At 72.3% G+C, this 25,572-nt stretch carries 17 protein-coding genes and 1 pseudogene; 7 read left to right on the top strand and 11 right to left on the bottom strand.

What is annotated here, in order from left to right:
* The first annotated feature begins 30 nt into the window (after window positions 1-30).
* On the top strand, window positions 31-912 hold the full coding sequence (locus IE313_RS12260; protein WP_189931210.1) for a prepilin peptidase: 882 nt from the start codon (window positions 31-33) through the stop codon (window positions 910-912).
* Window positions 913-1,308: 396 nt separating this feature from the next.
* On the opposite strand, the gene mgrA is transcribed toward IE313_RS12260, so the two are convergent.
* On the bottom strand, window positions 1,309-2,346 hold the full coding sequence (gene mgrA / locus IE313_RS12255) for an L-glyceraldehyde 3-phosphate reductase (RefSeq protein WP_189931208.1): 1,038 nt from the start codon (window positions 2,344-2,346) through the stop codon (window positions 1,309-1,311).
* 338 nt (window positions 2,347-2,684) lie between these two features.
* On the opposite strand from mgrA, the gene IE313_RS12250 reads away from it, so the two are divergent.
* From IE313_RS12250 to IE313_RS12235, 4 genes are all read left to right on the top strand, one after another.
* Window positions 2,685-3,446, top strand: coding sequence for an isoprenyl transferase (locus IE313_RS12250; RefSeq protein ID WP_229924600.1), 762 nt, complete (start codon window positions 2,685-2,687; stop codon window positions 3,444-3,446).
* A 423-nt stretch (window positions 3,447-3,869) separates the two neighbouring features.
* Window positions 3,870-5,192, top strand: coding sequence for an RNA 5'-3' helicase PhoH2 (gene phoH2, locus IE313_RS12245; protein ID WP_189931204.1), 1,323 nt, complete (start codon window positions 3,870-3,872; stop codon window positions 5,190-5,192).
* 611 nt (window positions 5,193-5,803) lie between these two features.
* Window positions 5,804-6,493, top strand: a complete 690-nt coding sequence (locus tag IE313_RS12240) for an aggregation-promoting factor C-terminal-like domain-containing protein (RefSeq protein WP_189931201.1) — start codon at window positions 5,804-5,806, stop codon at window positions 6,491-6,493.
* Between the two features lie 202 nt (window positions 6,494-6,695).
* Window positions 6,696-8,165, top strand: a complete 1,470-nt coding sequence (locus IE313_RS12235; RefSeq protein WP_189931187.1) for an AI-2E family transporter — start codon at window positions 6,696-6,698, stop codon at window positions 8,163-8,165.
* A gap of 283 nt (window positions 8,166-8,448) precedes the next feature.
* Here the strand turns inward: IE313_RS12235 and IE313_RS12230 are convergent, their stop codons facing one another.
* The 5 genes and pseudogenes from IE313_RS12230 to IE313_RS12210 form a co-directional block, all read right to left on the bottom strand.
* Window positions 8,449-10,743, bottom strand: a complete 2,295-nt coding sequence (locus IE313_RS12230) for an ABC transporter permease (RefSeq protein WP_189931569.1) — start codon at window positions 10,741-10,743, stop codon at window positions 8,449-8,451.
* 116 nt (window positions 10,744-10,859) lie between these two features.
* The gene (locus tag IE313_RS12225) at window positions 10,860-11,549 is read right to left on the bottom strand and encodes an ABC transporter ATP-binding protein (protein WP_189931185.1); all 690 of its coding nucleotides are present in this window, start codon (window positions 11,547-11,549) and stop codon (window positions 10,860-10,862) included.
* Window positions 11,546-12,070 carry a PadR family transcriptional regulator gene (locus tag IE313_RS12220; RefSeq protein ID WP_189931183.1) on the bottom strand — a complete coding sequence of 175 codons (525 nt, stop codon included), beginning with the start codon at window positions 12,068-12,070 and terminating at the stop codon, window positions 11,546-11,548. Before IE313_RS12220 ends, IE313_RS12225 begins: the two co-directional genes overlap by 4 nt.
* A 344-nt stretch (window positions 12,071-12,414) precedes the next feature.
* Window positions 12,415-12,672, bottom strand: a pseudogene (locus IE313_RS12215) (type II toxin-antitoxin system antitoxin); the annotation flags it as partial.
* A 314-nt stretch (window positions 12,673-12,986) separates the two neighbouring features.
* Window positions 12,987-13,880: an SPFH domain-containing protein gene (locus IE313_RS12210; protein ID WP_189931567.1), complete on the bottom strand. Its 894-nt coding sequence runs from the start codon at window positions 13,878-13,880 to the stop codon at window positions 12,987-12,989.
* A 478-nt stretch (window positions 13,881-14,358) separates the two neighbouring features.
* Between IE313_RS12210 and IE313_RS12205 the strand changes: the two genes are divergently transcribed.
* Window positions 14,359-16,626, top strand: a complete 2,268-nt coding sequence (locus tag IE313_RS12205) for a transglycosylase domain-containing protein (protein WP_189931181.1) — start codon at window positions 14,359-14,361, stop codon at window positions 16,624-16,626.
* 203 nt (window positions 16,627-16,829) lie between these two features.
* On the opposite strand, the gene IE313_RS12200 is transcribed toward IE313_RS12205, so the two are convergent.
* The 5 genes from IE313_RS12200 to IE313_RS12180 form a co-directional block, all read right to left on the bottom strand.
* Entirely contained in the window at window positions 16,830-19,073 is a 2,244-nt protein-coding gene (locus IE313_RS12200; protein ID WP_189931172.1) for an ATP-binding SpoIIE family protein phosphatase, read from the bottom strand.
* Window positions 19,074-19,149: 76 nt separating this feature from the next.
* Window positions 19,150-19,827: a class I SAM-dependent DNA methyltransferase gene (locus IE313_RS12195; RefSeq protein WP_229924565.1), complete on the bottom strand. Its 678-nt coding sequence runs from the start codon at window positions 19,825-19,827 to the stop codon at window positions 19,150-19,152.
* Between the two features lie 118 nt (window positions 19,828-19,945).
* Window positions 19,946-20,710 carry a cytidylyl-2-hydroxypropylphosphonate hydrolase gene (gene fomD / locus IE313_RS12190; RefSeq protein WP_189931168.1) on the bottom strand — a complete coding sequence of 255 codons (765 nt, stop codon included), beginning with the start codon at window positions 20,708-20,710 and terminating at the stop codon, window positions 19,946-19,948.
* A gap of 507 nt (window positions 20,711-21,217) precedes the next feature.
* The gene (locus IE313_RS12185; protein WP_189931166.1) at window positions 21,218-22,630 is read right to left on the bottom strand and encodes a class II fumarate hydratase; all 1,413 of its coding nucleotides are present in this window, start codon (window positions 22,628-22,630) and stop codon (window positions 21,218-21,220) included.
* A 135-nt stretch (window positions 22,631-22,765) separates the two neighbouring features.
* The gene (locus IE313_RS12180; RefSeq protein WP_308439166.1) at window positions 22,766-24,442 is read right to left on the bottom strand and encodes a fumarate hydratase; all 1,677 of its coding nucleotides are present in this window, start codon (window positions 24,440-24,442) and stop codon (window positions 22,766-22,768) included.
* Window positions 24,443-24,801: 359 nt separating this feature from the next.
* Between IE313_RS12180 and IE313_RS12175 the strand changes: the two genes are divergently transcribed.
* Window positions 24,802-25,506: a DUF1707 SHOCT-like domain-containing protein gene (locus IE313_RS12175; protein WP_189931163.1), complete on the top strand. Its 705-nt coding sequence runs from the start codon at window positions 24,802-24,804 to the stop codon at window positions 25,504-25,506.
* Window positions 25,507-25,572: the final 66 nt, after the last annotated feature.

Genomic DNA, 25,572 nt, shown 5'->3' with positions numbered 1-25,572 from the left:
CCGCGGGCGTCGAGTGCGTAGGGTCCGACCGTGCACGTACTCCTCCTCGTAGTCGCCGCCGTCTGGGGCGCGGGATCCGGGCTGCTGGTCCCGCGGGCCGCCTACCGGCTCGCCGTGCAGCCGGACGAGCACTGGCGTGCCGCGTGCCCCGGCGGCCACCCGATCACGGGCCCGTTCGGCGGCTGGCTCGGTCGGGCACGCTGCGCGGGCGCACCGGAGTGGGAGAAGGGCGCGTACGGGACGGGACCGGCGACCGGGGCGCCCGGGCCGCCCACCGACACACCAGCCGACGCCCCCACCCCGGGCGGAGGCGCCCCGGGCGGAGGCGCCCCGGCCGGATCCGCCCCGGCCGGATCCGCCTCCTGCCCCGCCCGCTACGGCCCCCGCGCGCCGCTCGTCGCCGCGGTGACGGCGCTCCTGTGCCTGGCGCTGGCCGCTGCCACGGGTGCACGGCCGGAGGCCGCGGTGTGGCTGGCCGCCGTCCCTGTCGCCGTCCTGCTGGCCCTCGTCGACCATGCGGTGCACCGGCTGCCGGACGTGCTCACGCTGCCGCTGGCCGCGGGGCTCCTCGCGCTGCTGGGGGTGGTCGCACTGCTGCCGGGCCACCGGGGCTCGTGGCCGGGCGCCCTGCTCGGGGCCCTCGTCCTGGGCGCCGGCTACTTCGTGCTGTTCCTCGTCAACTCGAAGGGCATGGGCTTCGGGGACGTGAAGCTCGCCCTCGCCCTCGGCGCGGTCCTCGGCTGGTACGGCTGGACCGTACTGCTCGTCGGCTTCGTGGCCGGCCTGGTGCTGGGCGGGGCCTACGGCATCGGGCTGATGGTGCTGCGCAGGGCCGACCGGAAGTCGGCCATCCCGCTCGGCCCCTTCATGCTGGGCGGCGCGTTCCTGGGACTGCTGCTCGGCGCGGTGTGAGCGCCTGAGGGGCCGCACACGCCGCGGCCGGCCGCACCCGGGCACCGTCCGCGAGCCGGCCTCTCCCCGCCCGCGAACCGGCCTTTCCCTGGTCGAACAGGCATTTCCCGGTCGAACCGGTCCTCCCGGCCCTCTTTGGCCGAACCGGCCCTCTCGCGCCTCCCGGCCACCCGGGAGGCGTCGCGAACCGAATTCGGAGAGTAGTTGTGGCATGCCGGTGCACCCGTCGGGACTTACGAAGGGTTATGGTGGAAACCCCCCCTCGGGCCGGTCCGTCTCCCCCCCCACGGACCGGCCCGTTTTCTCTGCCCCGCGCACGCCCTGTTCCAAGGCCCTGCCCGGCCGGGGCGGAGCGTCAGGGCCGTCCGCAGGCGCCGCCCGGTGCGGCATGGGGCGTCAGCGCCGCCCGGCCCAGATGTTCGTGCCCGGCGTGGAGACCGCGAACGTGTCGATCTCCGCGATCTCCTCAGCCGTCAGACGCGGCCCACCGAGGGCCGCCACGTTCTCCTCCAACTGCCGCACGCTCGACGCGCCGATCAGCGCCGACGTCATCCGCTCGTCCCGCAGCACCCAGGTCAGCGCCAACTGCGCCAGCGACTGGCCGCGCCGCCGCGCGATCTCGTCGAGGCCGCGCAACCGCGCCACCACCTCGTCGGAGAGCAGGTTCGGGTCCAGCGACTTGCCCTGCGTGGCGCGCGAGCCCTCCGGGATGCCGGCGAGGTACTTGTCCGAGAGCAGGCCCTGCGCGAGCGGCGCGAAGGAGATGCAGCCCATGCCGGCCTCCTCCAGCGCGTCGAGCAGGTGGTCGTCCTCGGTCCAGCGGTTGATCATCGAGTACGACGGCTGGTGGATCAGCGGCCGCACCCCCATCTCGTTCAGCAGCCGCGCCGCCTCACGGGTCTGCTCGCTGGTGTACGAGGAGATGCCCACGTACAGCGCCTTGCCCTGCCGTACCGCCGACGCCAGCGCCCCCATGGTCTCTTCCAGCGGGGTGTCCGGGTCGAAGCGGTGCGAGTAGAAGATGTCGACGTACTCCAGGCCCATCCGGGCGAGCGAGGCGTCCAGAGAGGACAGCAGGTACTTGCGCGAGCCCCACTCCCCGTACGGGCCCGGGTGCATCAGGTAGCCCGCCTTGGTGGAGACGAGCAGCTCGTCGCGGTGCCGGGCGAAGTCCTGCCGGAACAGCTTGCCGAAGTTCAGCTCGGCCGAGCCGGGCGGCGGGCCGTAGTTGTTCGCCAGGTCGAAGTGGGTGATGCCCAGGTCGAAGGCGCGGCGCAGGATCGCGCGCTGGGTGTCGAGCGACCTGTCGTCGCCGAAGTTGTGCCACAGCCCCAGTGACACGGCGGGCAGCTTCAGCCCGCTGCGGCCCGAGCGCCGGTACTCCATCGAGTCGTAGCGCTGGTCGGAGGCCCGGTAGAGGAAGGTGTCGTTCATGGGTACGAAACTACGTCAGCGCCCCCGCGGCCCGGCACCGCCCGCCCATCCGCTCCCCACCCCCCGACCCGACGCCTGCGCACACCTCGGGGGCGACGCCTGCACACGCCTCGGATCCGATGCCCGCGCACATCTCGGACCGGCCGCTCCGCGCGTCTCGGACCGCCGGCCCCTCGCGCCTGCACCCCCGCGCCGCCCGGTTCCGGCGGCCCCGGACCGGGCGGGTGGGCGGGCCCCGGCCGTGCCGTCCGCGGCCGCCGCACCCGGGACGGGACCCCCCTTCCGCAGCGGTAGGCTTTCGACCTCGGGGCGTTATCCGCATGGAGGGGCTGACCACGGTGAACCTGCGCGACCTGGTGTACGGACTCTACGCACGCCGGGTGGAGAGCCGCCTGGACCACGAGCAGGTGCCGGGCCACATCGGCGTCATCCTCGACGGGAACCGCCGCTGGGCCAAGGCGGCCGGCGGCACCACCGCGCAGGGGCACCGCGCGGGCGCCGACAAGATCACCGAGTTCCTCGGCTGGTGCGCCGAGACGGATGTCGAGGTCGTCACCCTCTGGATGCTCTCCACCGACAACCTGGACCGGCCCGAGGAGGAGCTGGTCCCGCTGCTCGGGATCATCGAGGACGCGGTGCGCGGCCTCGCCGAGGACGGCCGCTGGCGGGTCCACCACGTCGGCACCATGGACCTGCTGCCCGCGCAGACCCAAAGGGTGCTGAAGGAGGCGGAGCAGGCCACCGTCGACATCGACGGCATACTCGTCAATGTCGCCGTGGGATACGGCGGCCGCCAGGAGATCGCCGACGCCGTGCGCTCGCTGCTGCTCGACCACGCCCAGAAGGGCACCAGCTTCGAGGAGCTCGCCGACCTCGTGGACATCGACGTCATCGCCGAACACCTGTACACGCGCGGCCAGCCCGACCCCGACCTCGTCATCCGCACCAGCGGCGAGCAGCGCCTGTCAGGGTTCATGCTGTGGCAGTCGGCCCATTCGGAGTACTACTTCTGCGAGGTCTTCTGGCCCGCCTTCCGCAAGATCGACTTCTTGCGTGCGCTGCGCGACTACGCCGCGCGCCACCGGCGCTTCGGCGGCTGACCGCCAAGCCCGTCAAGGGTGTTGGGGCGCGGCCCGGACGGCACGGCCGACGGTGCCGGAGCGGCACGGGCACACAGGGCCGACACCGAGTTCACCTGGGTGTCGTCATATGCCATGGCATGCCTGCGCCTGTTGGAGGGAATATGTCTTCCAGGTCGACACCCGAGCGGTACCGGCAGTCGGTGCCCGTCTTGGGGTGGCGCACCTCAGCGGGCGGCGTGGGGCCGTCCGCCCGGGAGGCCCGTTGCACCAGAAGGACCGTACCCACCGTACGGACCACGCGGATGACGCGGAGGGCCGAGCCAGGCCCGTGCGCGGTGGCCTGAGCCCGGTTCTCTCCCGTCCCTCGGGGCAGCCCTGTCCCCGGGGGAAGCTCCGCGACGCCGTCGCTCCCCGACCTCTTCCGAGGGGGTACGTCCTTCCGTGGTGACCAGCACAAAGCGCCGCACGCCCGACCGGCGCACCTACGTTCTCGACACCAGCGTGCTGCTGGCAGATCCAGGCGCCCTGTCCCGCTTCGACGAGCACGAGGTCGTGCTGCCGGTCGTGGTGGTCACGGAACTGGAGGCCAAGAGGCACCACCCGGAACTCGGCTACTTCGCCCGCCAGGCCCTGCGTCTGCTCGACGACTGCCGGGTCCGGTACGGCCGTCTGGACGCCCCGCTGCCCATCGGGGACCTCGGCGGGACACTGCGAGTCGAGCTCAACCACTCCGACCCGGGTGTCCTCCCGGCCGGCTACCGCCTGGGGGACAACGACTCGCGGATCCTCGCCGTCGCCCGCAACCTGCAGGCCGAGGGATACGACGTCACGGTCGTCTCGAAGGACCTCCCGCTGCGCATCAAGGCGTCCTCCGTGGGCCTGCTCGCGGAGGAGTACCGCGCGGAGCTGGCCATCACGGACTCCGGCTGGACCGGAATGTCCGAACTCAGCCTGTCCGCGGAGCAGGTGGACCTCCTCTTCGAAGAGGAGACCCTGTACGTGCCCGAAGCGACCGACCTGCCCGTGCACACCGGTCTGACGATCCAGTCGGAGCGCGGCAAGGCGCTGGGCCGCGTCACCTCCGAGGGCCAGGTCAAGCTGGTGCGCGGGGACCGCGAGGCGTTCGGGATCAAGGGACGCAGCGCCGAGCAGCGCATCGCACTCGACCTGCTGCTCGACCCGGACATCGGGATCGTGTCGATGGGCGGCCGGGCCGGCACCGGCAAGTCTGCGCTCGCGCTCTGCGCCGGCCTGGAAGCCGTTCTGGAGCGCAGGCAGCACGAGAAGGTGATGGTCTTCAGGCCGCTGTACGCGGTCGGCGGGCAGGAACTCGGCTACCTGCCGGGCACCGAGGCCGAGAAGATGAGCCCGTGGGCGCAGGCCGTCTTCGACACCCTCTCCGCCGTCACCAGCCGCGAGGTCATCGAGGAGGTCACCGCCCGCGGCATGCTGGAGGTGCTGCCGCTCACGCACATCCGCGGCCGCTCCCTGCACGACGCCTTCGTCATCGTCGACGAGGCCCAGTCGCTGGAGCGGAACGTCCTGCTGACCGTGCTGTCCCGGATCGGGGCGAACTCGCGGGTGGTGCTCACCCATGACGTCGCCCAGCGCGACAACCTGCGCGTCGGACGGTACGACGGTGTGGTCGCGGTGGTGGAGAAGCTCAAGGGGCATCCGCTCTTCGCGCATGTCACCCTCACCCGTTCGGAGCGCTCGCAGATCGCCGCCCTGGTGACGGAGATGCTGGAGGAGGGACACCTCTGATCGGGTGTATCCGAGGACCCGACCGGATGTATCCGACTGCCCTGAACGGTTCCCGGACGGTTCGGGGTGGTCCGGGCGGTCCTGAACGGTCCGGGGCAGTCCTGGACGGTACGGGGTGGACGGGGACAGGCCGGGCAGATCGGCCCGAAAAGCCCCTGCGGCCCCGCCGTCCAAGGGTGTTCGCGCCGGTCAGGACGGGTGTCCGTCGGTAACGCAGACATGTACGCCGTCCGGTGAAGCTGAAGAGCTTAGCCGGACGGCGCTTGTGTGCGCGGGGGTTTACGGAAGTCTTATGAGGCGAACAAGGTGTGAGCTTTCACACGCAACGCAGAATTGCCTTGCGACGTCCCGCTACGGCAGAGTCTGGGTCCTGTCAGGCCCCGCATACGACACTTGCGTACCGTCGAGGGATCGTTGTCCCGCCGACCGTAGTGGATCACAGAACTACATAGAGACCGTCGTATGCCGCCCGAGCACCACGCGGCGCTTCCGTTCCGGAAGTTGCCCACCGGGCCCGTTGCCTCCTGTGACCCGCAGTTGGGAGGCCAGTGCCAGGGGCACGATTGCGTCCGCGAGGGTCACCTAAGCGGGCGATGCTGGAAGGAAAACGTGTGAGCCGGATTTCGGTCCGGGGATTCGCGGTGGCATCCGCCACTGCGGTCACCACTGTCGGCGCCGTCGTGGGTGTTGCCTCGGGCAGCCCCCAGCATCCCTCGAACGAAGCCGAGGCGATGGTAGGCGACGCGACACTCCTCGCTGACATTCCCGCGGGCCAGCAGGCCCAGGTCCAGGTCTCCTCACTGGCCCAGCAGGCGTCCGCACAGGCCGACGCCGCCGACATCGCAGCCAAGAAGTCGGCAGAGGAAGCGGCCCGCAAGGCGGCCGCGGAGACCGCCGTCGCCAAGCAGAAGGCCGCGGAGGACAAGGCGAAGGAAGAGAAGGAGCGCAAGGAGGCGGCCAGCCGTTCCGCCACCCGCGACGCCTCCAGCTTCGCCACCCAGGCCTCGTACACGGTCGCGCAGGTGCAGGCCATGGCCCGGCAGATGGTGCCCGCCGACCAGTTCCAGTGCTTCAGCAACATCGTGAGCCACGAGTCCGGTTGGAACTACCACGCCGTCAACGCCTCCTCCGGCGCCTACGGCCTCTTCCAGGCGCTGCCCGGCTCCAAGATGTCGTCCGCCGGCGCCGACTGGCAGACGAACCCCGCCACGCAGGTCAAGTGGGGCCTGAGCTACATGGACGGCCGTTACGGCAGCCCGTGCAGCGCCTGGTCCTTCTGGCAGGCCAATAGCTGGTACTGAGCCCGCCGCCGGACACCGGTCGCCCTCCGGTCCACCCGGCCCCCGCTCAACCCCCGAGAGCCCCTCACCGTCCTACGGTGAGGGGCTCTCGCCCTGTACGGTCTCTCCAGCGGGGCCCCGGAGCGGGCGACTTCGGGGACTGACGCGCACCGCGTGGGGAACTGGGGAACTGGGGGAAGAACACGGGGGGAAGGGACAGGACATGTCGCAGTTGCGAGGGTGGGTCGGCAGGTTCGGCAGGGGGCTCACCCAGATGGGCGAGCGGTTGAGCGAGGCGCGCGCCGCGGCGGAGAAGGCCGCGGACCACGGCCTGCCCCGGGCGAGGAGCGCCGACGCACCCCCCGGCCGCATCCCGCCGCCGCCCGCCTACGCGCCCGCGATACCGTCCCGTCCCGATCCCAAGGCGGCCGTGCCCTGGGGAGTGCGGGTGGCCGCCGAGGCCGGTTGGCGGCTGCTGATCCTCGCGGGCACCCTCTGGGTGCTGATCAGGGTCATCAGCGCCATCCAACTGGTGGTGCTGGCGTTCGTCGCCGCGCTGCTGATCACCGCGCTGATGCAGCCCACCGTCGCCCGGCTGCGGCGGCTCGGACTGCCCCGCGGCCTCGCCACCGCCCTCACCGCGATCTCCGGCTTCGTCATCATGGGCCTGGTCGGGTGGTTCGTGGTCTGGCAGGTCATGGAGAACCTGGACAACCTGTCCGCACAGGTCCAGGACGGCATCGACGAGCTGCGCCGCTGGCTGCTCCACAGCCCCTTCCACGTGACCGAGGACCAGATCAACGACATCGCGAAGAGCCTGCGCGATGCGATCGGCGCCAACACCGAGGAGATCACGTCCGCCGGACTCGAAGGCGTCACCGTGATAGTGGAGGCCCTCACCGGCATCCTGCTGGCCGTCTTCTCCACGCTTTTCCTGCTCTACGACGGGCGGCGCATCTGGGAGTGGACGCTCAAACTCGTCCCCGCACAGGCCCGGGACGGCATGGCGGGCGCGGGACCGCAGGCCTGGCGGACGCTGACGGCCTACGTGCGCGGCACGGTGATCGTCGCCCTCATCGACGCCATCTTCATCGGCCTCGGCATCTTCTTCCTGGGGGTGCCGATGGCGGTGCCGCTGGCGGTGTTCATCTTCCTCTTCGCGTTCGTCCCGCTGGTCGGGGCGGTGGTCTCCGGGGCGCTCGCGGTGGTCGTGGCGCTGGTGACCCAGGGCGTCTTCACGGCCGTGATGACGCTGGTCGTGGTGCTGGCGGTGCAGCAGATCGAGGGGCACATCCTCCAGCCGTTCATCCTGGGCCGTGCGGTGCGAGTGCATCCGCTGGCCGTGGTGCTGTCGGTCGCCGCGGGCGGCATGGTGGCGGGCGTCGGCGGAGCGGTGGTGGCGGTGCCGCTGGTGGCCGTGACCAACACGGTGGTCGGCTATCTGCGGGCGTACGCCCAGGAGACCTGGCGGCCGGCCGCGGGACCGGCCGATACCGCGGGCTCGGGGACGCCCCCCGCGGCCCCGGCGCCCGGCGACACCGCCGAACCCGGCGCCCCGTCCGCCACTGCCGCTCCCGTGGGCGCCGGAACCCCCGCCGACACCACCGCCCCGCCGGTGTCCGGTGAGGCCCGGGGGGCCGGTGGGGCCAGTGGGGAAGAAGAGGCCCGAGGGGTCCCGGAGCGGAGGAAGTAGCCCGCGCCGAGCGGCGCCCGCCCGAACAACGCCCGCCTGCCGGGCGGACCGAGGCGCTGGCAAGGCATCGCCGCCCACCGGCGCGGGCCGAGCCGTGCCGGCCGGCCGGCGTCCGCCTCCCGGTGCCGGCCATACCATGCAGGCCAACCGGTTCCTGCCCGGGTGGCCTTCCGGCGCCGGGCCCTGGGACCGCCGCCCAACGCGGTGCACACAGCACAGACCGTCCGGCGGCCCGGTGGGGGGTCGGGCCGCCGGACGGCGGGGAGGGGACGGCTCCTTCGGGCTACTCGGTACGCAGCCCGTCCGGACGCATCATCCGCAGCAGGGGTGGCATGCTCAGAAGCGTCACCGCGAGGACGACGGCCGCTCCTATGCCCGTCATCGAGCCGACGGCGGCCCAGTCCACGGAGACCGAGGCGTCGACCATCTTCAGCAGGACGGTGCCCAGCGTCAGGCCGACCACGGCGGCCAGCAGCAGGCCGAGGGCGACCGGGACGGCCGTCTGCCAGAGCACCGAGAGGCTCAGCGTACGGCGCCGGGTGCCGAAGGCCACCAGGACCGACAGCAGCTTCCTGCGCTCGCGCAACTGCTCCAGTTGGGAGACCAGCAGGCTGGCGCCGATCAGCAGCAGGACGCAGGTGGCACCGACGAACAGGCCGGTACGGATCGAGGAGAAGCGCGTGGACTGCTCGCTGGCGGCGAATACGAAGACGTCCGTCAGCGGGTCGAGTTTCGCGGCCGTGTTGCGCACCTCGTCCCGTACGTCGGGATAGGAGGGATCGACCCGGAGGAAGACCTGGTTGGAGAGCGTACTCGCCACCTCGCGCGGCAGCGCCGAGGGAGTGGCGAGTATCCCGCCCCGCTCGACCCCGGTCGGGTCCTCACGGCTCGAACCCTGCCGCAGGTCCATGGGCAGCCGCCAGGGGATCTCCCGCCCCTTCAGGTTCTCGTAGCTCGGGTCCGCGTACAGCGTCCGGCCGGGTTTGACGAGATGCCTGGTGTGGGTGTCGTACGCGGCGTCGCTGACGACGAAGACGTCGCCCTCGTGGCAGGAGGGCAGGTGCGCCAGCTTGCGGAGGTCGGCGCAGCTCCCCACGCTCAAGGAGACCTCGGCCTCGGGGTTCCTGCGGTCCGGGGCCAGGGTGGCGTTGCCGATCGGGGTGGTGTGCCGCACCCCGCCGGTCGTCCGCAGGGCGTGGTCGGCGGCCGCCAGCGAGGTGTCCTGCTGGAGGTTGACCGTCATCTGGGCGCGGTCCAGATCGTTCTTCGTCTGCCGGGTGTAGTCGCCCTGGACGCCCGAGAACAGCATCTGGAGCGCGATCGCCCCGGCCACCGCGACGGCGATGCCGTTGATCATCCGGGCCGCGGTGCCGCTGCTCAACTGGAGCCTGCGGACCGCGAGCTGCCAGGAGACCGTGCCACCGCCCATCCTGACGACGACCGCCTCCACCGCCCAGGGCAGCAGGGCCGTGACGCCGATCAGCAGCAGGACCGTGCCGCCGATGACCATCCACTCGTTGAAGCGTCCGTTGTCGTTGCCCTGGCCGGTCATCGGGTAGAGCAGGGCCACGCCGCACAGCGGAAGGAGCAGCCGCCACCACAGGCGCCGCCGTGTCGGCCGCGTCGTGCGGACCACGCCGAGCGGCTCGATCACCACACTGCGCAGCGCGAACAGCGTCACCGCGACAGCGGACGCGGGCACCGCGCAGGCGACCAGCAGGGCCAGGGCGGGCGTCGGGTCCAGATCGAACGGGAAGACGCTCATGTCGAAGATCGTGATCCGCCCGGCAAGCTGCCTCAGGACCGCGAAGAACACGGCTCCCAGGACCAGCCCGAGCGCGGCCCCGGCCAGTGCCTCCCCCGCCGCTGTCCGCCGCGTCATCCGGCCGTCGGCGCCGACCAGGCGCAGCGCCGCCAGCCTGCGGTCGCGGCGCTCGCCGCCGAAGCGCACGGCCGTCGCGATGAAGACGCCGACCGGCATCAGCAGGACGACGAAGACCAGCAGCACCAGGAGGAGCAGAACCGGATCCCACTCGTCGTCGGAGGCCGTGGAGCCGAAGGAGTCGATCCGCTCCACCCTGTTCTGACCGGCAATGACGTGCATCGTGCGCGTACCGGCGTAGTAGGCGAGCTCGCTCGGGCCGATGAGGCCCCGGTCCGCGATGGTGCCGGCGATCCGGTACGGCAGCCGCTCGCGCAGCAGCGCCCCGTCGTCCGACGCCAGCAGCTTCTTCAGGACCGGCGAGACCACCATGTCACCCGGCCGCGGGAAGGCCGCGACGCCCGGCGGCAGCGGCGCCTTCGGGCCCTCCGGCTGCAGGAGGCGTCCGCGGACGTTCTCACTGCGGTAGGTGGTGTCGTTGACGCCCACCAGCAGTGTGTCGTCGCCCTTCGGGCGGACCTTGCCGCTGTAGGTGATGTCGGCGCGGGCGGCCCCGCGGTCGTGCCGGTTGCCCAGGGCGCTCGGGACCGCGGCGGTGACCAGCAGCAGTGCGACGCCGAGTCCGACGCCCACGGCCGTGAGCCAAGTGCGCGCCCAGCTCTCCCGGCCACCGGTCACGGCGAACCGGACGCCCATGGCGAGGTCGCGCGCCCAGACGCGCACCAGGCCGGGCCGGGCCTGGGCGCCCGGTCGCTGCGGCACCTGTGGCCGGGCCGACACCGGCCCGGCCGGGGAGGGGGGCGGGGAGGTGCTCATACGACCCGCTCCATGTCCCGCGACTTGCCGTCGCGCACGACGACCTCGCGGTCCGAGTAGGCGGCGACCCGCGCCTCGTGGGTGACGAGCACCACGGCGGCGCCGGCGGACCTGGCCGCGTCGGTCAGCAGCTCCATCACCCGCTCGCCGTTGAGCGAGTCGAGTGCGCCGGTGGGCTCGTCGGCGAAGAGCACCCGGGGGCCGGTGACGAGCGAGCGGGCCACGGCCACGCGCTGGCCCTGGCCGCCGGAGACCTCGCCGGGGCGCTGTTTGGCCACGTTCTCGACCTCCAGGCGCTGCATCCAGGTGAGCGCCGTGCTCTCGGCCTGCTTGCGGCCCGTGCCGTTCAGGCGGAGGGGGAGGGCCACGTTCTCCAGGCAACTGAGCTCGGGCACCAACTGGCCGAACTGGAAGACGAAGCCGAAGTCCGTGCGGCGCAGCGCGCTGCGGTCCGCGTCGTTCATCGCGGACAGCTCATGGCCGTTGTACATGATCGTGCCGGAGTCGGGGGTGACGATACCGGCGAGGCAGTGCAGCAGGGTCGACTTGCCGGAGCCCGAGGGGCCCATCACGGCGACGACCTCGCCGGGGTGGATGGAGAACGCGGCGCCGTCGAGGGCGTTGGTGGGGCCGTACGCCTTGTGGAGGTCGTGGGCGGCGAGCAGGGAGCCTTCGGGGATGCTCATGCGTGGACCTCCTTGGCGAGCTTGTCCAGACGGGCCGCGGTGAGCTCCAGCCAGCGCAGGTCCGCCTCCAGGTGGAAGAGCGCGTGGTCGCAGATGAGCTGGTCCGCCAGATCGCCCTTGCGTTTGCGCTCGGTGAGGGCGCGCATCAGCCGCAGGTGCTCGGAGCGCTGGGTGTCGAGGATGTCGGCCGCGTCCCGCCGGGTGAGCAGGGCGAGGACGACCTTGGTGTAGAGGGTGGACTGGAGATACGGCTCGGGCTTCTCCGGAGTCCCGAGCCAGCGCTCGACGTCGGTGATGCCGGCCTCGGTGATCGCGTAGCGCTTCCGCTCGGGACCACCGCCCGCCTCGATCCCGTCGACCTCGACGAGACCGTTCTTCAGCAGCCGGGACATCGTCGAGTAGACCTGCCCGTAGTGCAGTGGGCGGTCCTGACCGAACTTTTCGTCGAAGGCCCGCTTCAGGTCGTAACCATGCCGGGGGCCGGACTCCAACAGACCGAGAAGGGTGTGACCAATGGACATGAGGCCACTATACACATGGCGTATACGTCTCATGTATAGCCGTCCCGGGGGCGCCCGGGAGTGCACGGGCGGCGCCCACGGGCTCCGCGGTCCGCCCCGGAAGATCACTTCCTGGGCGGCACAGCGCTGGGGCGTGAGCCGACCAGCGTGGTCCGGACGCGACTGCGTGGTCCGGGCCCGGCTCCGTGTCCGGCGCACGGCCCGGTGCCCGGTGCCCGGTGCCCCGACCGTGTGTCCGACGCGACCAGGCGGCCGGGGCCCGATCCCGGGTACGGGGCTGCGGGGCGCGGGAGGGGGCCGGGCGTGGCGTGCGAGGCGTCCGGGCGTCCGGGCGTCCGACCCGATCAACTGTCCGGGTTCGGCTCCGGGGCCGGATCCGTCTGCCGGGGCCGCCCGCGGCGCGGGATCGGGCCCGCGCCGCGGGGTAGCCGTCCGGCCTCGGCGAGGGCCCGGCGCAACAGGAACTCGATCTGGGCGTTGGTGCTGCGCAACTCCTCCCCGGCCCACCGGGCCAGCGCGTCGTGGACCAGGGGATCCAGCCGCAGAAGCACCTGTTTGCGAGCCTGCCGGGCGGTGCGCGGGCCTGCCCCACCGGCGCCGGCGCGCCCCGCCCCGGCGCTGTCCGCCCCTTTCGCGCCTTCCGCCCCGCCGGGATCCCGCGTCCCGCCGGGGGGCTGCGTCCCCCCGCGAGCCTGCGTTTCGCCGGGAGGCTGTGCCGCACCGGCGGTCCCCGCCCGGCCGGGGGCCTGCGCCGCGCCCGGGGCCTCCGTCCCGCCCGTCACCTCTGCCGCCCCGTCCGCCCCGTCCGCCGCGCCTGCCCCGTCCGCCCCGTCCGCCGCGCCCGCCCGGTCCGCCGCGCCTGCCCCGTCCGCCGCGCCCGCCGCGCCTGCCGTGGTTCCGCCCTCGTCCGTGCGGCTCACTGGTACAGCGTGCCCGTGTTCAGTACCGGCTGTGCGGCGCGGTCGCCGCACAGCACGACCATCAGGTTCGAGACCATCGCCGCCTTCCGTTCCTGATCCAGCTCGACGATCTCCTGCTCGGCGATCCGGCTGATCGCGGCCTCCACCATGCCGACCGCGCCGTCCACGATCTGGCGCCGGGCCGCGACCACCGCTCCTGCCTGCTGGCGCTGCAGCATGGCCGAGGCGATCTCGGGAGCGTAGGCCAGGTGGGTGAAGCGGGACTCGATGATCTGCACACCGGCGGCCTCGATGCGCGCGTGCAGTTCGAGGGCGAGCTTCTCGGTGATCTCCTCGGCGTTGCCGCGCAGCGACAGGCCGCCCTCGTCGTGGGCGTCGTAGGGGTACTCGATGGCGATGTGGCGCACGGCCGCCTCGGTCTGCGTCGAGACGAACTCCTGGAAGTCGTCGACCTCGAAGGTGGCCTGCGCGGTGTCCTCGACCCTCCACACGACGACCGCGGCGAGCTCGATCGGGTTGCCGTAGGCGTCGTTGACCTTGAGGACGGCGGTCTCGTGGTTGCGCACCCGGGTGGAGATCCGGGTGCGGGAGGTGAGCGGATTCACCCAGCGCAGGCCGTCGTCGCGGATGGTGCCGCGGTAGCGCCCGAAGAGCTGGACGACCCGGGCCTCACCGGGCGCCACCGTGTTCAGCCCGCTCATGGCGAACACCGACGCGATGGCCACCGCGATGCCGAGGATGATCAGCGCGCCCCGCGCGCCACCGGAGGCCGCCGCTCCGCCTACCGCGATCAGGGCCGCGCCCAGCAGCAGCCCCACCAGGCCGAGCAGCAGTGCGAGGCCGCCGCCGATGCTGTGTGCCGCGAACTCCCGTACCCGCGGCCGGGGCATCTCGGGCACGCCTTCCGGCACCTGCCCCCGCTCTCCGCCGGACGGACCGCCGCCGGACGGGCCACCGGCGGGCAGGCCGCCCCCGGACGGACCGCCGCCGACGGCCGCCGCGCTGCCGGAAGCCGCGCCGCCGCCCGCCGCGCCGCCCCCCGCCACGTCATCGGCCGACCTGCCGCCCGCCGCACCGGACTCACCACTGGATGCAGACATGGGAACTCCCCGCTCTCCGACCGCCCTGATTGTTCTCTCACAACGCTAGCTAAGTGTTAGCAGAATAACTCTCCTGGCAACCTTCCGGCCCCTTCGCTCGTCGGTTCCGTTGGAGACCCTTGCGGGTTCCCCCAGGGGACGGTGCTGATTGTCACGTCCGGTAAAGCCGGATCGACAGGCGTTTGTCCCAAGGCGCGGTGTTAGTTTCAGACCGACCCCGGCGCCCACCGACGGCGGCAGAGCGAAACGAAGCGGAGTCATCGCACTCATGGGACGACGAGCGGAAGCGAGACGAGCACGGCAGCGCGGAGGCGCACGCCGGGCAGCGCCCGGGCGCTCGGCGGGGGGTGGGTCCGGGCGGATACGGCGCCTGTTCACCTGGAAGAAGCTGCTCGGTACGCTCTTCGGCCTCTGCCTGCTCGGCATGGGCGCCTTCGTCGTGCTCTACCTGGTCGTACCGGTTCCCCAGGGCAACGCGCAGGCCAAGCTCCAGAGCAATGTCTTCAAGTACAGCGACGGCACGGTCATGGCCCGCACCGGCAAGGTCAACCGCGAGATCGTCGATCTCTCCGAGGTGCCCAGGGGCGTCCAGCGGACCTTCGTGGCCGCCGAGAACAAGACCTTCTACAAGGACCAGGGCGTCGACCTCAAGGGCACGGCGCGCGGCCTGTTCAACACCCTGTCCGGCAAGGGCAGGCAGAGCGGCTCGACGATCACCCAGCAGTACGTCAAGAACTACTACCTGAACCAGGACCAGACCGTCACCCGCAAGCTGAAGGAACTGGTCATCTCGCTCAAGGTCGACCGCCAGAAGTCCAAGGACGACATCCTCGCGGGCTACATCAACACCAGCTACTACGGGCGCGGCGCCTACGGCATCCAGGCGGCCGCCCAGGCGTACTACGGCAAGGACGCCAGAGACCTCACCGTCGCCCAGGGCGCGTACCTGGCCGCCCTGCTCCAGGCGCCCAACCAGTACGACTGGGCGATCGCCACGGACGAGGGCAAGCGGCTGGCCAAGGACCGCTGGAACTACGTCCTCGACAACATGGTCGAGGAGCACTGGCTGGACGCGGGCAAGCGGCAGGCGATGACGTTCCCCGTGCCGCAGCGCCCCAGGGCCGCGGCCGGTCTGGAGGGCCAGGACGGCTACGTGGTGCAGGCCGCCAAGGACGAGGTGATGCGGGACGAGCACCTGACCGACGCCGAGTTCGAGTCCGGTGGCTGGACGATCACGCTCAACATCGACAAGAAGAAGGAGCGGGACCTCCAGGACGCCGTCCAGGCCCAGCTCAACGACCGGCTCGACCCGAAGACCCGCAGGGTCGACGGCGACGTGCAGGCCGGGGCCGTCTCGGTGGACGCGAGGACCGGCGCCGTCGTCGCGCTCTACGGCGGCCGCGGCCTGACCGAGCACTGGACCTCGAACGCCACCCGCAGGGACTACCAGCCCGCTTCCACCTTCAAACCGGTGATCCTCGCCGCCGCCTTCGAGGACCACGCCAAGACCCAGGACGGCCGCCCCATCACGTCCGACACCATCTACAACGGCAACAGCCGCCGTCCCGTCGTCGGCAGCGACATCCCGTTCGCACCGCCGAACGAGGACGGTGTCTCCTACGGGCAGATCACGGTCCAGAAGGCGATGAACAAGTCCGTGAACGCGGTCTTCGCGCAGATGGGCATCGACGTCGGCATGGACCGGGTCCTGCAGACCGCGGGCGAACTCGGCATGGACGTGAAGGACCTGCCGGTGGTGCCCGCGCAGACCCTCGGCTCGATGGGCGCGAGCCCCATGGAGATGGCGGGCATCTACGCCACCCTGGACCACCACGGCCGCAAGGTCACCCCGCAGATCGTGAAGTCGGCGACCCACCAGGGCGCACCCGTCGACCTCCCGGAGGCGATCGGCGGCCAGGCGATCAGCCGCGAGGCCGCGGACGCCGTCACCTCGGTGCTGACCGGGGTGGTCAACGACGGCACCGGATCCGCGGTGCGCGATCCCGAGCAGGCCGTCGCCGGCAAGACCGGTACCTCGGACGAGAACAAGTCGGCCTGGTTCTCCGGCTACACCCCGAAGCTCGTGACCTCGGTCGGCCTGTTCGGAGAGGCCGCGAAGAGCCGCACGACCAGCGACGGGAAGGCGATCAGGCAGGGCCAGCACGTCTCGATGGCGGGCGCGGGCGGGCTGTCGCGCGTCGACGGCGCAAGCTGGCCCGCCCGTATCTGGGCCGCGTACACCTTCAAGGCGATGGGCGCGCCCAGCGACTTCGACCTGGACACCGACCTGGGCGACGGCATCGCACCGCCGCCGGACCCGGCCGGCAGCGCACCCGCCCAGAGCCCCTCGCAATCGCCGTCGGCCCCGCCCTCGGACACCGCGCCGCCGTCCGCCCCGCCGTCGGAGACCGCCCCGCCCACCCCGTCCACGACCCCGCCGAGCACGCCGCCGACGACCCCGCCGACCGCGCCCCCGCCCCCCTCCGACAGCCCCCTCCCGAACGATCCGGGTCCGGGCAGGCAGGACGGCAACTGAGGCGCCCCACGGGGCGTCGAGGGCTGTCCAGGAATAGGGGCCCAGGCCCCTGACCCGGCAGGCGCCCGGACCCGCAGGCGCCCGGATCCGCACCGCAACAGCCGGGCCCGCCGCGGCCGGGGAGAAGCCCGGTAGCGGCGGGCCCGGTTCGAGCGCGCACCCTGGGTTCCGGCTCGCGGTCAGCCGGTCAGCCGGTCAGCCGGTCACCCGAGCCCGGGCCGGGGCACCTCGAACCACACGACCTTCCCGGTGCTCAGCCGGGTCGCGCCCCACCGCCGGGCCAGTTTGTTGACCAGGTAGAGCCCGCGGCCGCCCTCGTCCGTGGCACGGGCCTGGCGGAGCCTCGGGAGCTGCGGCACATCGTCGCCGACCTCGCAGCGCAACACGTCGGTACGCAGCAGCCGCAGTGTCACCGGCCGGGACGCGTACCGTACGGCGTTGGTGACGACCTCGCTGACCAGCAGCTCCACCGCGTCGCTGAGGTCGTCCAGGTCCCAGCGGGCCAGCGCGCTGCGCACCAGGCGGCGGGCCCGGCCCGGCGTCGCGTCCTCCGGCTCAAGGAACCAGTAGGCGACGTCGCTCGGCGCGATCCCGTCGAAGCGGGCGGCGAGCAGCGCGATGTCGTCGTCCCGGTCGCCCGGGCCGAGCATGTCGAGGATCTCCTCGCAGAGGGCTTCGAGCGGCGGCGGGTGATCCGGCCCGGTCAGCCGGGCGGTGGCGGCGAGCCGCTCCCGAAGCTGCTCGATGCCCGTCCACACGTCCCGCAGCCGGGACTCCACGAGGCCGTCCGTGTAGAGCAGGAGCGTGGCACCGGCGGGCGCGTCCAGCTCGACGGCCTCGAAGTCGACGCCGCCCACCCCGATCGGCGCGCCGGGCGGCACCCGCAGCACCTCGGCACGACCGCCGAGGTGCAGCAGGACCGGCGGCGGATGGCCGGCGTTGGCGATGGTGATGCGGTGGGAGACCGGGTCGTAGACGGCATAGAGGCAGGTGGCCATGCGGTCCGAGCCCAGCCGCTGGGCCTGCTCGTCGAGGTGGTGCAGGACCTCCTGGGGCGGCAGGTCCAGGCCGGCCAGGGTCTGCGCGGTGGTGCGTAGCTGACCCATGATCGCCGCGGAGGTCATCGAGTGGCCCATGACGTCGCCCACCACCAGGGCGACCCGGCTGCCGGGCAGCGGAATCGCGTCGTACCAGTCACCGCCCACCCGGGCCGTCTCGGCGGCGGGCAGGTAGCGGGACGCGAGCCGGACCCCGGTGGGCCGCGGCAGGGTCTCGGGAAGCATGGTGCGCTGGAGCTCGTCGGCGATGTACGCCTCGCGGCCGTACAGCACGGCCTTGTCGATGCCCAGCGCGCTGTGCGTGGCGAGCTGCGCGGCGACGAGCAGGTCCTCGCTCTCGAAGGCGGGGCGCTCGGGCCCGCGCAGGAAGATCGCAGCTCCGATCACCCGCCGCCGGCCGCGCAGCGGGGCGAGTATCGCGCGTCGGCCGCCCGGCACGGACCGGGAGCCGCCGAGGAGTTCGGGCAGCGCGGCGAGGGCGGCGGGGGAGTCGGCGAAGACCGGCCGCACCCCGCGCAGCACCTCCGCGAGCGCGCCGCCGGGCTCCACCTCGCACAGCTCGGCGGTGGCGGCGAGGTCCGGCTGGGCCGGCACCAACTGGGGCTGGAGGGCGGGCGACAGCGGAGTGCTCTCGCTCTCCTGTTCCTCGGTGCCGTCCTCGATCATCCGCAGCCGGTCGGTGCGGCGCAGCCGCAGCACCACGGGCCCGGTGGGCCGCTCGTCGCCGACCGGCAGCGGATCGCGCAGATAGACCAGGATCGCGTCGGCGAAGGTGGGCACGGTGGCCCGGCACAGGCCCATCACGATCTCGTCGAGGTCCATGCCGCGTGCGATGCGCCGGGTCGCCGCTCCCACGAAACGCAGCCGGTCGCCGTCCCTCTGGAGCGCGGCCTGGCCCACCGCGTGCGCGGGGCCCTGGGCGGGTACGCCGGGGGCGGGCACCCCGGGCAGGGCGGCGCCCGGGACGAGTGCTCCGGCCGGCAGGGGGTCCGGCGACAGGGGGTGCTGCGCGGGCGTCGGGGTCATGGCTCCGGGATGAGCGGGGCGCGGCCGGTGGGGATCCGGCTGGTCGGGGGACGACTGGTCCGTGGAGGGCTGGGCATGCTCACTGCTGTCGCCGGTGCCGGACGCGGCGCTCGCACCGGCTCTGTCGTGCCGGCCGGGGGCCTGGTCCTGCGCTCCGCCGACGGCTCTCTCCTGCGCTCCGCAGGGCGCGGGAGCGCCGGGGTGCGCGGGGTCGTTCGGGCGTCCGTGGGCCGCCGGGGCCGCCGCGGCCGCTGCCTCGGGTGCCTCCGGGGTACGCAGCAGCGCCCCGCGTGGGTCCGCGGGGTCGGGTGGCCGGACAGCGCTGGGCTGTCGGTCCTCGTGGGAGGTGGTGTGCTCCGTCACGCGTGTCGAATCCGTCCGTCCGGGGCTGCGCGCCGAGCGCGCCGTCCATGCGTCACCTGGGTGCGTCACGCGAGGATCAGGCGCGTCGGCAGTTGAGGAACAACTGGTGCTCGGGTGGTGCGTCGGTCCTCGCCGGGCTGTACGCGAACGCGGCCTCCCCGGCGATCTCGAAACCCGCATCGTGTACGACCTGGCGCAATTCGTCCCGCAGGAATCCCGATACCCGCATTATGTGTCCCAGGAACGGAATCTCGGTGTCGTCCAGGTCGGCCTCGACCATGGCGAGTGCGAACTGGCCACCGGGTCGCAGCATGCTGTGGAACAGCCGCAGTGCGCAGTAGATCTCTCTTCTGGACAGCAGCAGCATGGTGAAGAAGCAGGTCAGACCGTCGAAGAGGCCAAGTCCCTGGCGGCCGTGCGGAGTCAGGGTGAGCAGGTCGCGGTGCAGCAGCTCCGCTTCCGGCACATTCTTTCCGGCCAGCTCCAGCATGGCGGTTGATAAATCGACGCCCACCACGGTGTGTCCCGCGTCCACGAGCTGGCGTGCGGTGGGCCGTCCGGTGCCTATGCCGACGTCGAGGATGCGGGAGCCGGGGGGCAGCTCGGCCGCCAGCCGGGCACCGGCCGCGATCTGGCCCGCCTTCTTGGGGAAGGCCTGCTCGTAGCGCGCCCCGATGGCGTCGAAGGCCGCTACCTGGTCGGTGCGGTCCGTCACCGCGGCCCGCACCTCCAGGCACGCCTCGCTACCTTTCACGTTACTGCCGCTCCTCGATGACGTTGTGTCAGGCATGGTGCAGACGAGCGGAGTTGCCGCCCCGGCACCCCTGCCACGGGCGATCCTATGTTTGCACCACGGGGGCACATCAAGGGTCTCATGACGACTGATGCGAGGACTGGGGAGTGGGGGTGCGGTCCCAATCGTCCGGAAGCTGCGGAACCGTCCACTCCGGATCTGGCCGCCAGTCGGGCCAGCCCTCCGAGAAGGGCGGTTCCCAGGCGGTGATCGCCTCGACGGCCGCCAGCCCGGCCTGCCGTACGGCCCTCGCCTTGGCCGCGTCCATCAGCCCGGCACGCTGGGCCTGGGCGAACTCGTCCTCGTCGAGCCACCGCCAGCTCCGGTCGGGGCGGACGCTGATGTCGAGGAAGTGGTCCTCGGAGTCCACACCGCCGGACCAGCGCGCGAGCGGTTCCTCCAGGTTGACGTACCAGTTCTTGAAGCGCCAGCCGGGCTCCCAGAACAGCCAGACCGACCACGGCTGTGCGGGCCGGGCGAGCTTGAGCAGGCCAGTGCCGAACCAGCGGTCGCGCATCACGGCACGCGGTTTGGTGTAACGGGAGGTCAGAGGTTCGACGTGCACGGGGGTGCCGTCCGCGAGCACCGGTTTCACACAGGTGGTGCCGGGGGCCATCCACACGGCCAGCAGGTCCTCGGTGTCCTGGACGACGGTGACGGGGCGGCAGATGTGGAAGTGGGGCCCGCCGTTCTCCCGGTAGCGCCACAGGATGTGGGTGCCCCGGGCCCAGCGCCTGGTGGTGGTGTCGGCCGTCCCGCCGCCGGCCGCCCGGTCCGCGGCCTCGGTGGCCGTGGGCCGGGGCGCGGTGCCGTCCGCCTGGCCGTTCGCTGATTCCTCTGCCATGTACAGATATTAGGTGGCGTGCGCAGGCGTCGCTGCGACGCAGGTCGTCTGCTGAAAGAGGGCTGATGGGGAGGGACGGACGGGGGTGCGCGAGGGGCGGAGGGGGTGCGTGCGGGGGACCCTCCCCGCGCGTCGTGGGGCGGCTGAGGGCCGTCGCCGGCGCCGGGTCCTACGTGGGCCTGGTCATCGGCGGCCCGAGCAGGCCGCGCGGCCGTCGGCGGCCTGCTCGGGCCGGTCAACTGGCGACTGGTCCCGTCCTCGGGTGGTTCCGGCGGTGCGGGTGCGGCGGTGCGTGTCCGGGGTGTGTGCCGGCGGGGGTGCCGTGCCGGGGCAGGGCGGTGGCGCCGCGCCGAGGGTGTGCCGGGGCCGCGGGCGCTGAACGGGTGCCGGCCGCCGAGGGCCCGGGCGGGACGGGTGCACTCGGGGCGGTGGCTGCCGGCGGTGTGCCGGGGGCGCACCCGCCCAGGGTGTGACGGCCGCTCGGGGGTGCCCCGGGTGGGGCCGGCGCTAAGGGTGCGTCATACGGAGGACGTCCAGGGCCTCGTCGAGCTGCTGCCGTGTCAGATCGCCGCGCTCCACGTAGCCCGCCTCCAGGACCGCCTCGCGGATGGTCTTCCGCTCGGCGAGCGCCTTCTTCGCGACCTTGGCGGCCTCCTCGTACCCGATGTACTTGTTCAGGGGTGTCACCACGGAGGGCGAGGACTCGGCGTACTCCCGGGCGCGCTCGACGTGTGCGGTGATGCCGTCGACGGTGCGGTCCGCGAGCAGGCGGGTGACGTTGGCGAGCAGCCGGATGGACTCCAGCAGGTTCTTGGCGATCACGGGAAGCATGACGTTCAGCTCGAAGTTCCCCGCGGCTCCTGCGGTGGCGATGGTGGCGTCGTTACCGGTGACCTGGGCGGCGACCTGGAGAACGGCCTCCGGGATGACGGGATTGACCTTGCCGGGCATGATCGAGGAGCCGGGCTGCAGATCGGGCAGGCTGATCTCGGCCAGGCCGGTGCGCGGGCCCGAGGCCATCCACCGCAGATCGTTGGAGATCTTGGTCAGGGACACGGCGATCGTCCTGAGCTGGCCTGAGGTCTCCACCAGCCCGTCCCGGGCGCCCTGGGCCTCGAAGTGGTCGCGGGCCTCCGTCAGCGGCAGACCCGTCTGCTCGGCGATCTCGGCGATGACGGCGGCGGCGAAGCCGGGCGGGGTGTTGATGCCGGTGCCGACCGCGGTGCCGCCGAGCGGGAGCTCGGCGAGGCGGGGCAGCGCGGCGCCCAGGCGCTCGACGCCGCGCCGGACCTGTGCGGCGTAGCCGTGGAACTCCTGCCCCAGGGTGACGGGGGTGGCGTCCATCAGGTGGGTGCGGCCGGACTTGACGACGTCCTTGAACTCGTCCGCCTTGCGCTCCAGGGCGGCCGCCAGGTGCTCCAGGGAGGGGACGAGGTCGTGCGTGACCGCGGCGGTGGCGGCGATGTGGATGCTGGAGGGGAAGACGTCGTTGGAACTCTGCGAGGCGTTCACGTGGTCGTTCGGGTGGACGGCGCGGCCGAGGCGCTCCGTGGCGAGGGTGGCCAGTACCTCGTTGGTGTTCATGTTGGAGGAGGTGCCGGAGCCGGTCTGGAAGACGTCGACCGGGAAGTGGTCGTCCCAGCGGCCCTCCGCGACCTCGGCGGCGGCCTCCCGGATGGCCCGGGCCATGTCCTCGTCGATGACGCCGAGGTGGGCGTTGACCTTGGCCGCGGCACTCTTGACGCGGGCCAGGGCCTCGATGTGCGCACGCTCGATGCGCTGCCCGGAGACCGGGAAGTTCTGCACCGCGCGCTGGGTCTGGGCGCGCCACTTCGCGTGGGCGGGGACCCGCACCTCGCCCATGGAGTCGTGTTCCGTGCGGTACTCGGGCTCGCCGCCGGTCGCCTCGTCGCTCGTCATGTCGTCGTACCTCCTGCCCGGTAAGCGTCCGGGACGCGTCCCGTGTTCCCGCCGGAAGCGGATGTACGCCCGACGGGGGACGCCCTCCCCGGTGGAGGACCGGGGAGGGCGGGTACGAGGGGCCGGGCGCCGCGGTCAGCCCTGGCCGGGGCCGCGGACCGGGATGGTGGTGAACGTGGGGCTCGGGGCCGGATCGGTGAAGAAGTCGTTCCCCTTGTCGTCGACGACGATGAACGCGGGGAAGTCCTCGACCTCGATCTTCCAGACGGCCTCCATGCCCAGCTCCTCGTACTCCAGGACCTCCACCTTCTTGATGCAGTCCTGGGCGAGGCGTGCGGCGGGGCCGCCGATGGAGCCGAGGTAGAAGCCGCCGTGCTCCTGGCAGGCGCTGGTGACCTGCCCGGAGCGGTTGCCCTTGGCGAGCATCACCTTGGAACCGCCGGCCGCCTGGAACTGCGCCACGTAGGAGTCCATCCGCCCGGCGGTCGTCGGACCGAAGGAGCCCGACGCGTACCCCTGGGGCGTCTTCGCGGGCCCGGCGTAGTACACGGGGTGGTCCTTGAGGTACTGCGGCATGCCCTCGCCGGCGTCCAGGCGCTCCTTGATCCTGGCGTGCGCGATGTCACGGGCCACCACCAGGGGGCCGGTCAGCGACAGCCGGGTCTTGACGGGGTACTTGGTCAGCTCGGCGAGGATGTCGTCCATGGGGCGGTTGAGGTCGACCCTGACGACGTCGCCGGCCTCGTCCAACTGCGCGTCCGTGGTCTCGGGCAGGAAGCGCGCCGGGTCCGTCTCCAACTGCTCCAGGAAGACGCCCTCGGCGGTGATCTTCGCGAGTGCCTGCCGGTCGGCCGAGCAGGAGACCGCGATGGCGACCGGGCAGGACGCGCCGTGCCGCGGGAGGCGGACGACGCGCACGTCGTGGCAGAAGTACTTGCCGCCGAACTGCGCCCCGATGCCGATCTTCTGCGTCAGCTCGAAGACCTTCTCCTCCAGCTCCTTGTCCCTGAACCCGTGGCCCAGCTCGGAACCTTCCGAGGGCAGCGCGTCCAGGTAGTGCGCGGACGCGTACTTCGCGGTCTTCAGGGCGAACTCCGCGGAGGTGCCGCCCACCACGATCGCCAGGTGGTACGGCGGGCAGGCGGCGGTGCCCAGGGAGCGGATCTTCTCCTCCAGGAACTTCATCATGGAGGTCTCGTTGAGGACCGCCTTCGTCTCCTGGTACAGGAAGGACTTGTTGGCACTGCCGCCGCCCTTGGCCATGAAGAGGAACTTGTAGGCGCCGCCGTCCGTCGCGTAGAGCTCGATCTGGGCGGGGAGGTTGGAGCCGGTGTTCCTCTCCTCCCACATGGTCAGCGGGGCCATCTGGGAGTACCGGAGGTTGAGCCTGGTGTAGGCGTCGTAGATGCCCCGGGAGAGGGCCTTCTCGTCCTCGCCCTCCGTGAGGACGTGCTGGCCGCGCTTGCCCATGACGATGGCCGTGCCGGTGTCCTGGCACATCGGCAGCACACCGGCCGCGGCGATGTTCGCGTTCTTCAGGAGGTCGAGGGCCACGAACTTGTCGTTGCCGGAGGCCTCCGGGTCGTCGACGATGCGGCGCAACTGGGCGAGGTGGGCGGGCCGCAGGTAGTGCTGGATGTCGTGGACGGCCTCCTCGGCGAGCGCGCGCAGCGCCTCCGGCTCGACCTTCAGGAACGTCCGCCCTCCCGCCTGGAACGTACTGACACCCTCGGCGGTCACCAGCCTGTACGGGGTGGTGTCCTCCCCGGTCGGCAGCAGATCGGAGTACTGAAACTCTGGCATGACGCCCATTCCTCACTCGACAGACAGCGACACCACCACCGCCGGTAGCGCGCCCCCAGCGTAATCCCGGTGCGTACGCCCGCAGTCCGTGGTGCGCGCCACAGTCACGGCGCGCACCATCCGGGGTGCGCGCCGCCATCGCGGTGCGGGCGAGGTGTGCACCCCCGCACGCCGCGGTGCACGCCGCCACCGGGGTGCACGCCGCGGTGCACGCCGTGACCTGGACGCACGCCGCCCGGCCCCGGATGGACGTGCGGCGGCTCCTCGGGTCCCGCACGGCGGCGGCCCGCGGTATCCCCCGCCTCCTGGGAGGCCGAGCCGCCACGGGGGCTAGTCGCGATCTATCGCGTTTGGGTACGCTGTCCCCCGTGGACCTCCAAAAGCGCCCCCAGTCCCCGGAGCCCGCCGCGCCGACGGCACAGGCCAACCCCTCCGGCGGGCTGCGCGCGTCCGACGCCGACCGCGACCGCGTCGCCGACATCCTGCGCGAGGCGCTCGCCGAGGGCCGCCTCACGGCCGACGAGCACGCCGAGCGCGTCGAGGGCGTCTACCGCGCCAAGACGGTCGGCGACCTCGAACCCCTCGTCGAGGACCTGCCGCGGGCCGCCTCCGAGGACTCCTACCGGCGGCGCACGCCGCCCGCCTCCGCCCCGTCCCGGCCCACCGCCGGCGCGATACCGGCCGAGGCGGACGACAATCTCGTGGCGGTGCTCAGCTCCTCGGCCCGCAGGGGCCGTTGGCGCGTCGGCCGCAGGACCCACGCCTACGCGATCTTCGGCAACGTCGAGATAGACCTGAGCGAAGCGCTCTTCGAGTACCAGCAGGTCGTCATCAAGGCCGTCTCCGTCTTCGGCAACGTGGAGATCACCGTCCCGGAGAACATCTCCCTGCGCGGCAGCGGCGGCGGCGTCCTCGGCAACTTCGAGGTCGACACCCTCGACTCCCCGGACCCCGACGCCCCCGTGGTCTTCGTCGACGGTGTCGCCGTGCTCGGCAACATAGAGGCGAAGCCCAGGCGCGGCCGGCTGGTGCGGGACCTCCAGCACAAGCTCCGCAAGTATCTCGATCACTGACCCGGCGCGCACAAGCCCTGCTCATGGCCGGTTCCCCGCTGGCCGAGAACACCCGTGCATCGGAAC

The sequence above is a fragment of the Streptomyces sulfonofaciens genome (assembly GCF_014656295.1).
Classification (GTDB): Bacteria; Actinomycetota; Actinomycetes; order Streptomycetales; family Streptomycetaceae; genus Streptomyces; species Streptomyces sulfonofaciens.
This window is presented reverse-complemented; position numbering and strand designations above follow the sequence as displayed.

What these genes read in the sequence shown, in the direction of transcription:
- mgrA (WP_189931208.1), bottom strand. Translation starts at nt 2,346, where the DNA reads ATGAACGACACCTTCCTCTACCGGGCCTCCGACCAGCGCTACGACTCG.
- IE313_RS12235 (WP_189931187.1), top strand. Translation starts at nt 6,696, where the DNA reads ATGTCGCAGTTGCGAGGGTGGGTCGGCAGGTTCGGCAGGGGGCTCACC.
- IE313_RS12230 (WP_189931569.1), bottom strand. Translation starts at nt 10,743, where the DNA reads ATGGGCGTCCGGTTCGCCGTGACCGGTGGCCGGGAGAGCTGGGCGCGC.
- IE313_RS12225 (WP_189931185.1), bottom strand. Translation starts at nt 11,549, where the DNA reads ATGAGCATCCCCGAAGGCTCCCTGCTCGCCGCCCACGACCTCCACAAG.
- IE313_RS12220 (WP_189931183.1), bottom strand. Translation starts at nt 12,070, where the DNA reads ATGTCCATTGGTCACACCCTTCTCGGTCTGTTGGAGTCCGGCCCCCGG.
- IE313_RS12210 (WP_189931567.1), bottom strand. Translation starts at nt 13,880, where the DNA reads ATGCCCCGGCCGCGGGTACGGGAGTTCGCGGCACACAGCATCGGCGGC.
- IE313_RS12205 (WP_189931181.1), top strand. Translation starts at nt 14,359, where the DNA reads ATGGGACGACGAGCGGAAGCGAGACGAGCACGGCAGCGCGGAGGCGCA.
- fomD (WP_189931168.1), bottom strand. Translation starts at nt 20,710, where the DNA reads ATGGCAGAGGAATCAGCGAACGGCCAGGCGGACGGCACCGCGCCCCGG.
- IE313_RS12185 (WP_189931166.1), bottom strand. Translation starts at nt 22,630, where the DNA reads ATGACGAGCGACGAGGCGACCGGCGGCGAGCCCGAGTACCGCACGGAA.
- IE313_RS12180 (WP_308439166.1), bottom strand. Translation starts at nt 24,442, where the DNA reads ATGGGCGTCATGCCAGAGTTTCAGTACTCCGATCTGCTGCCGACCGGG.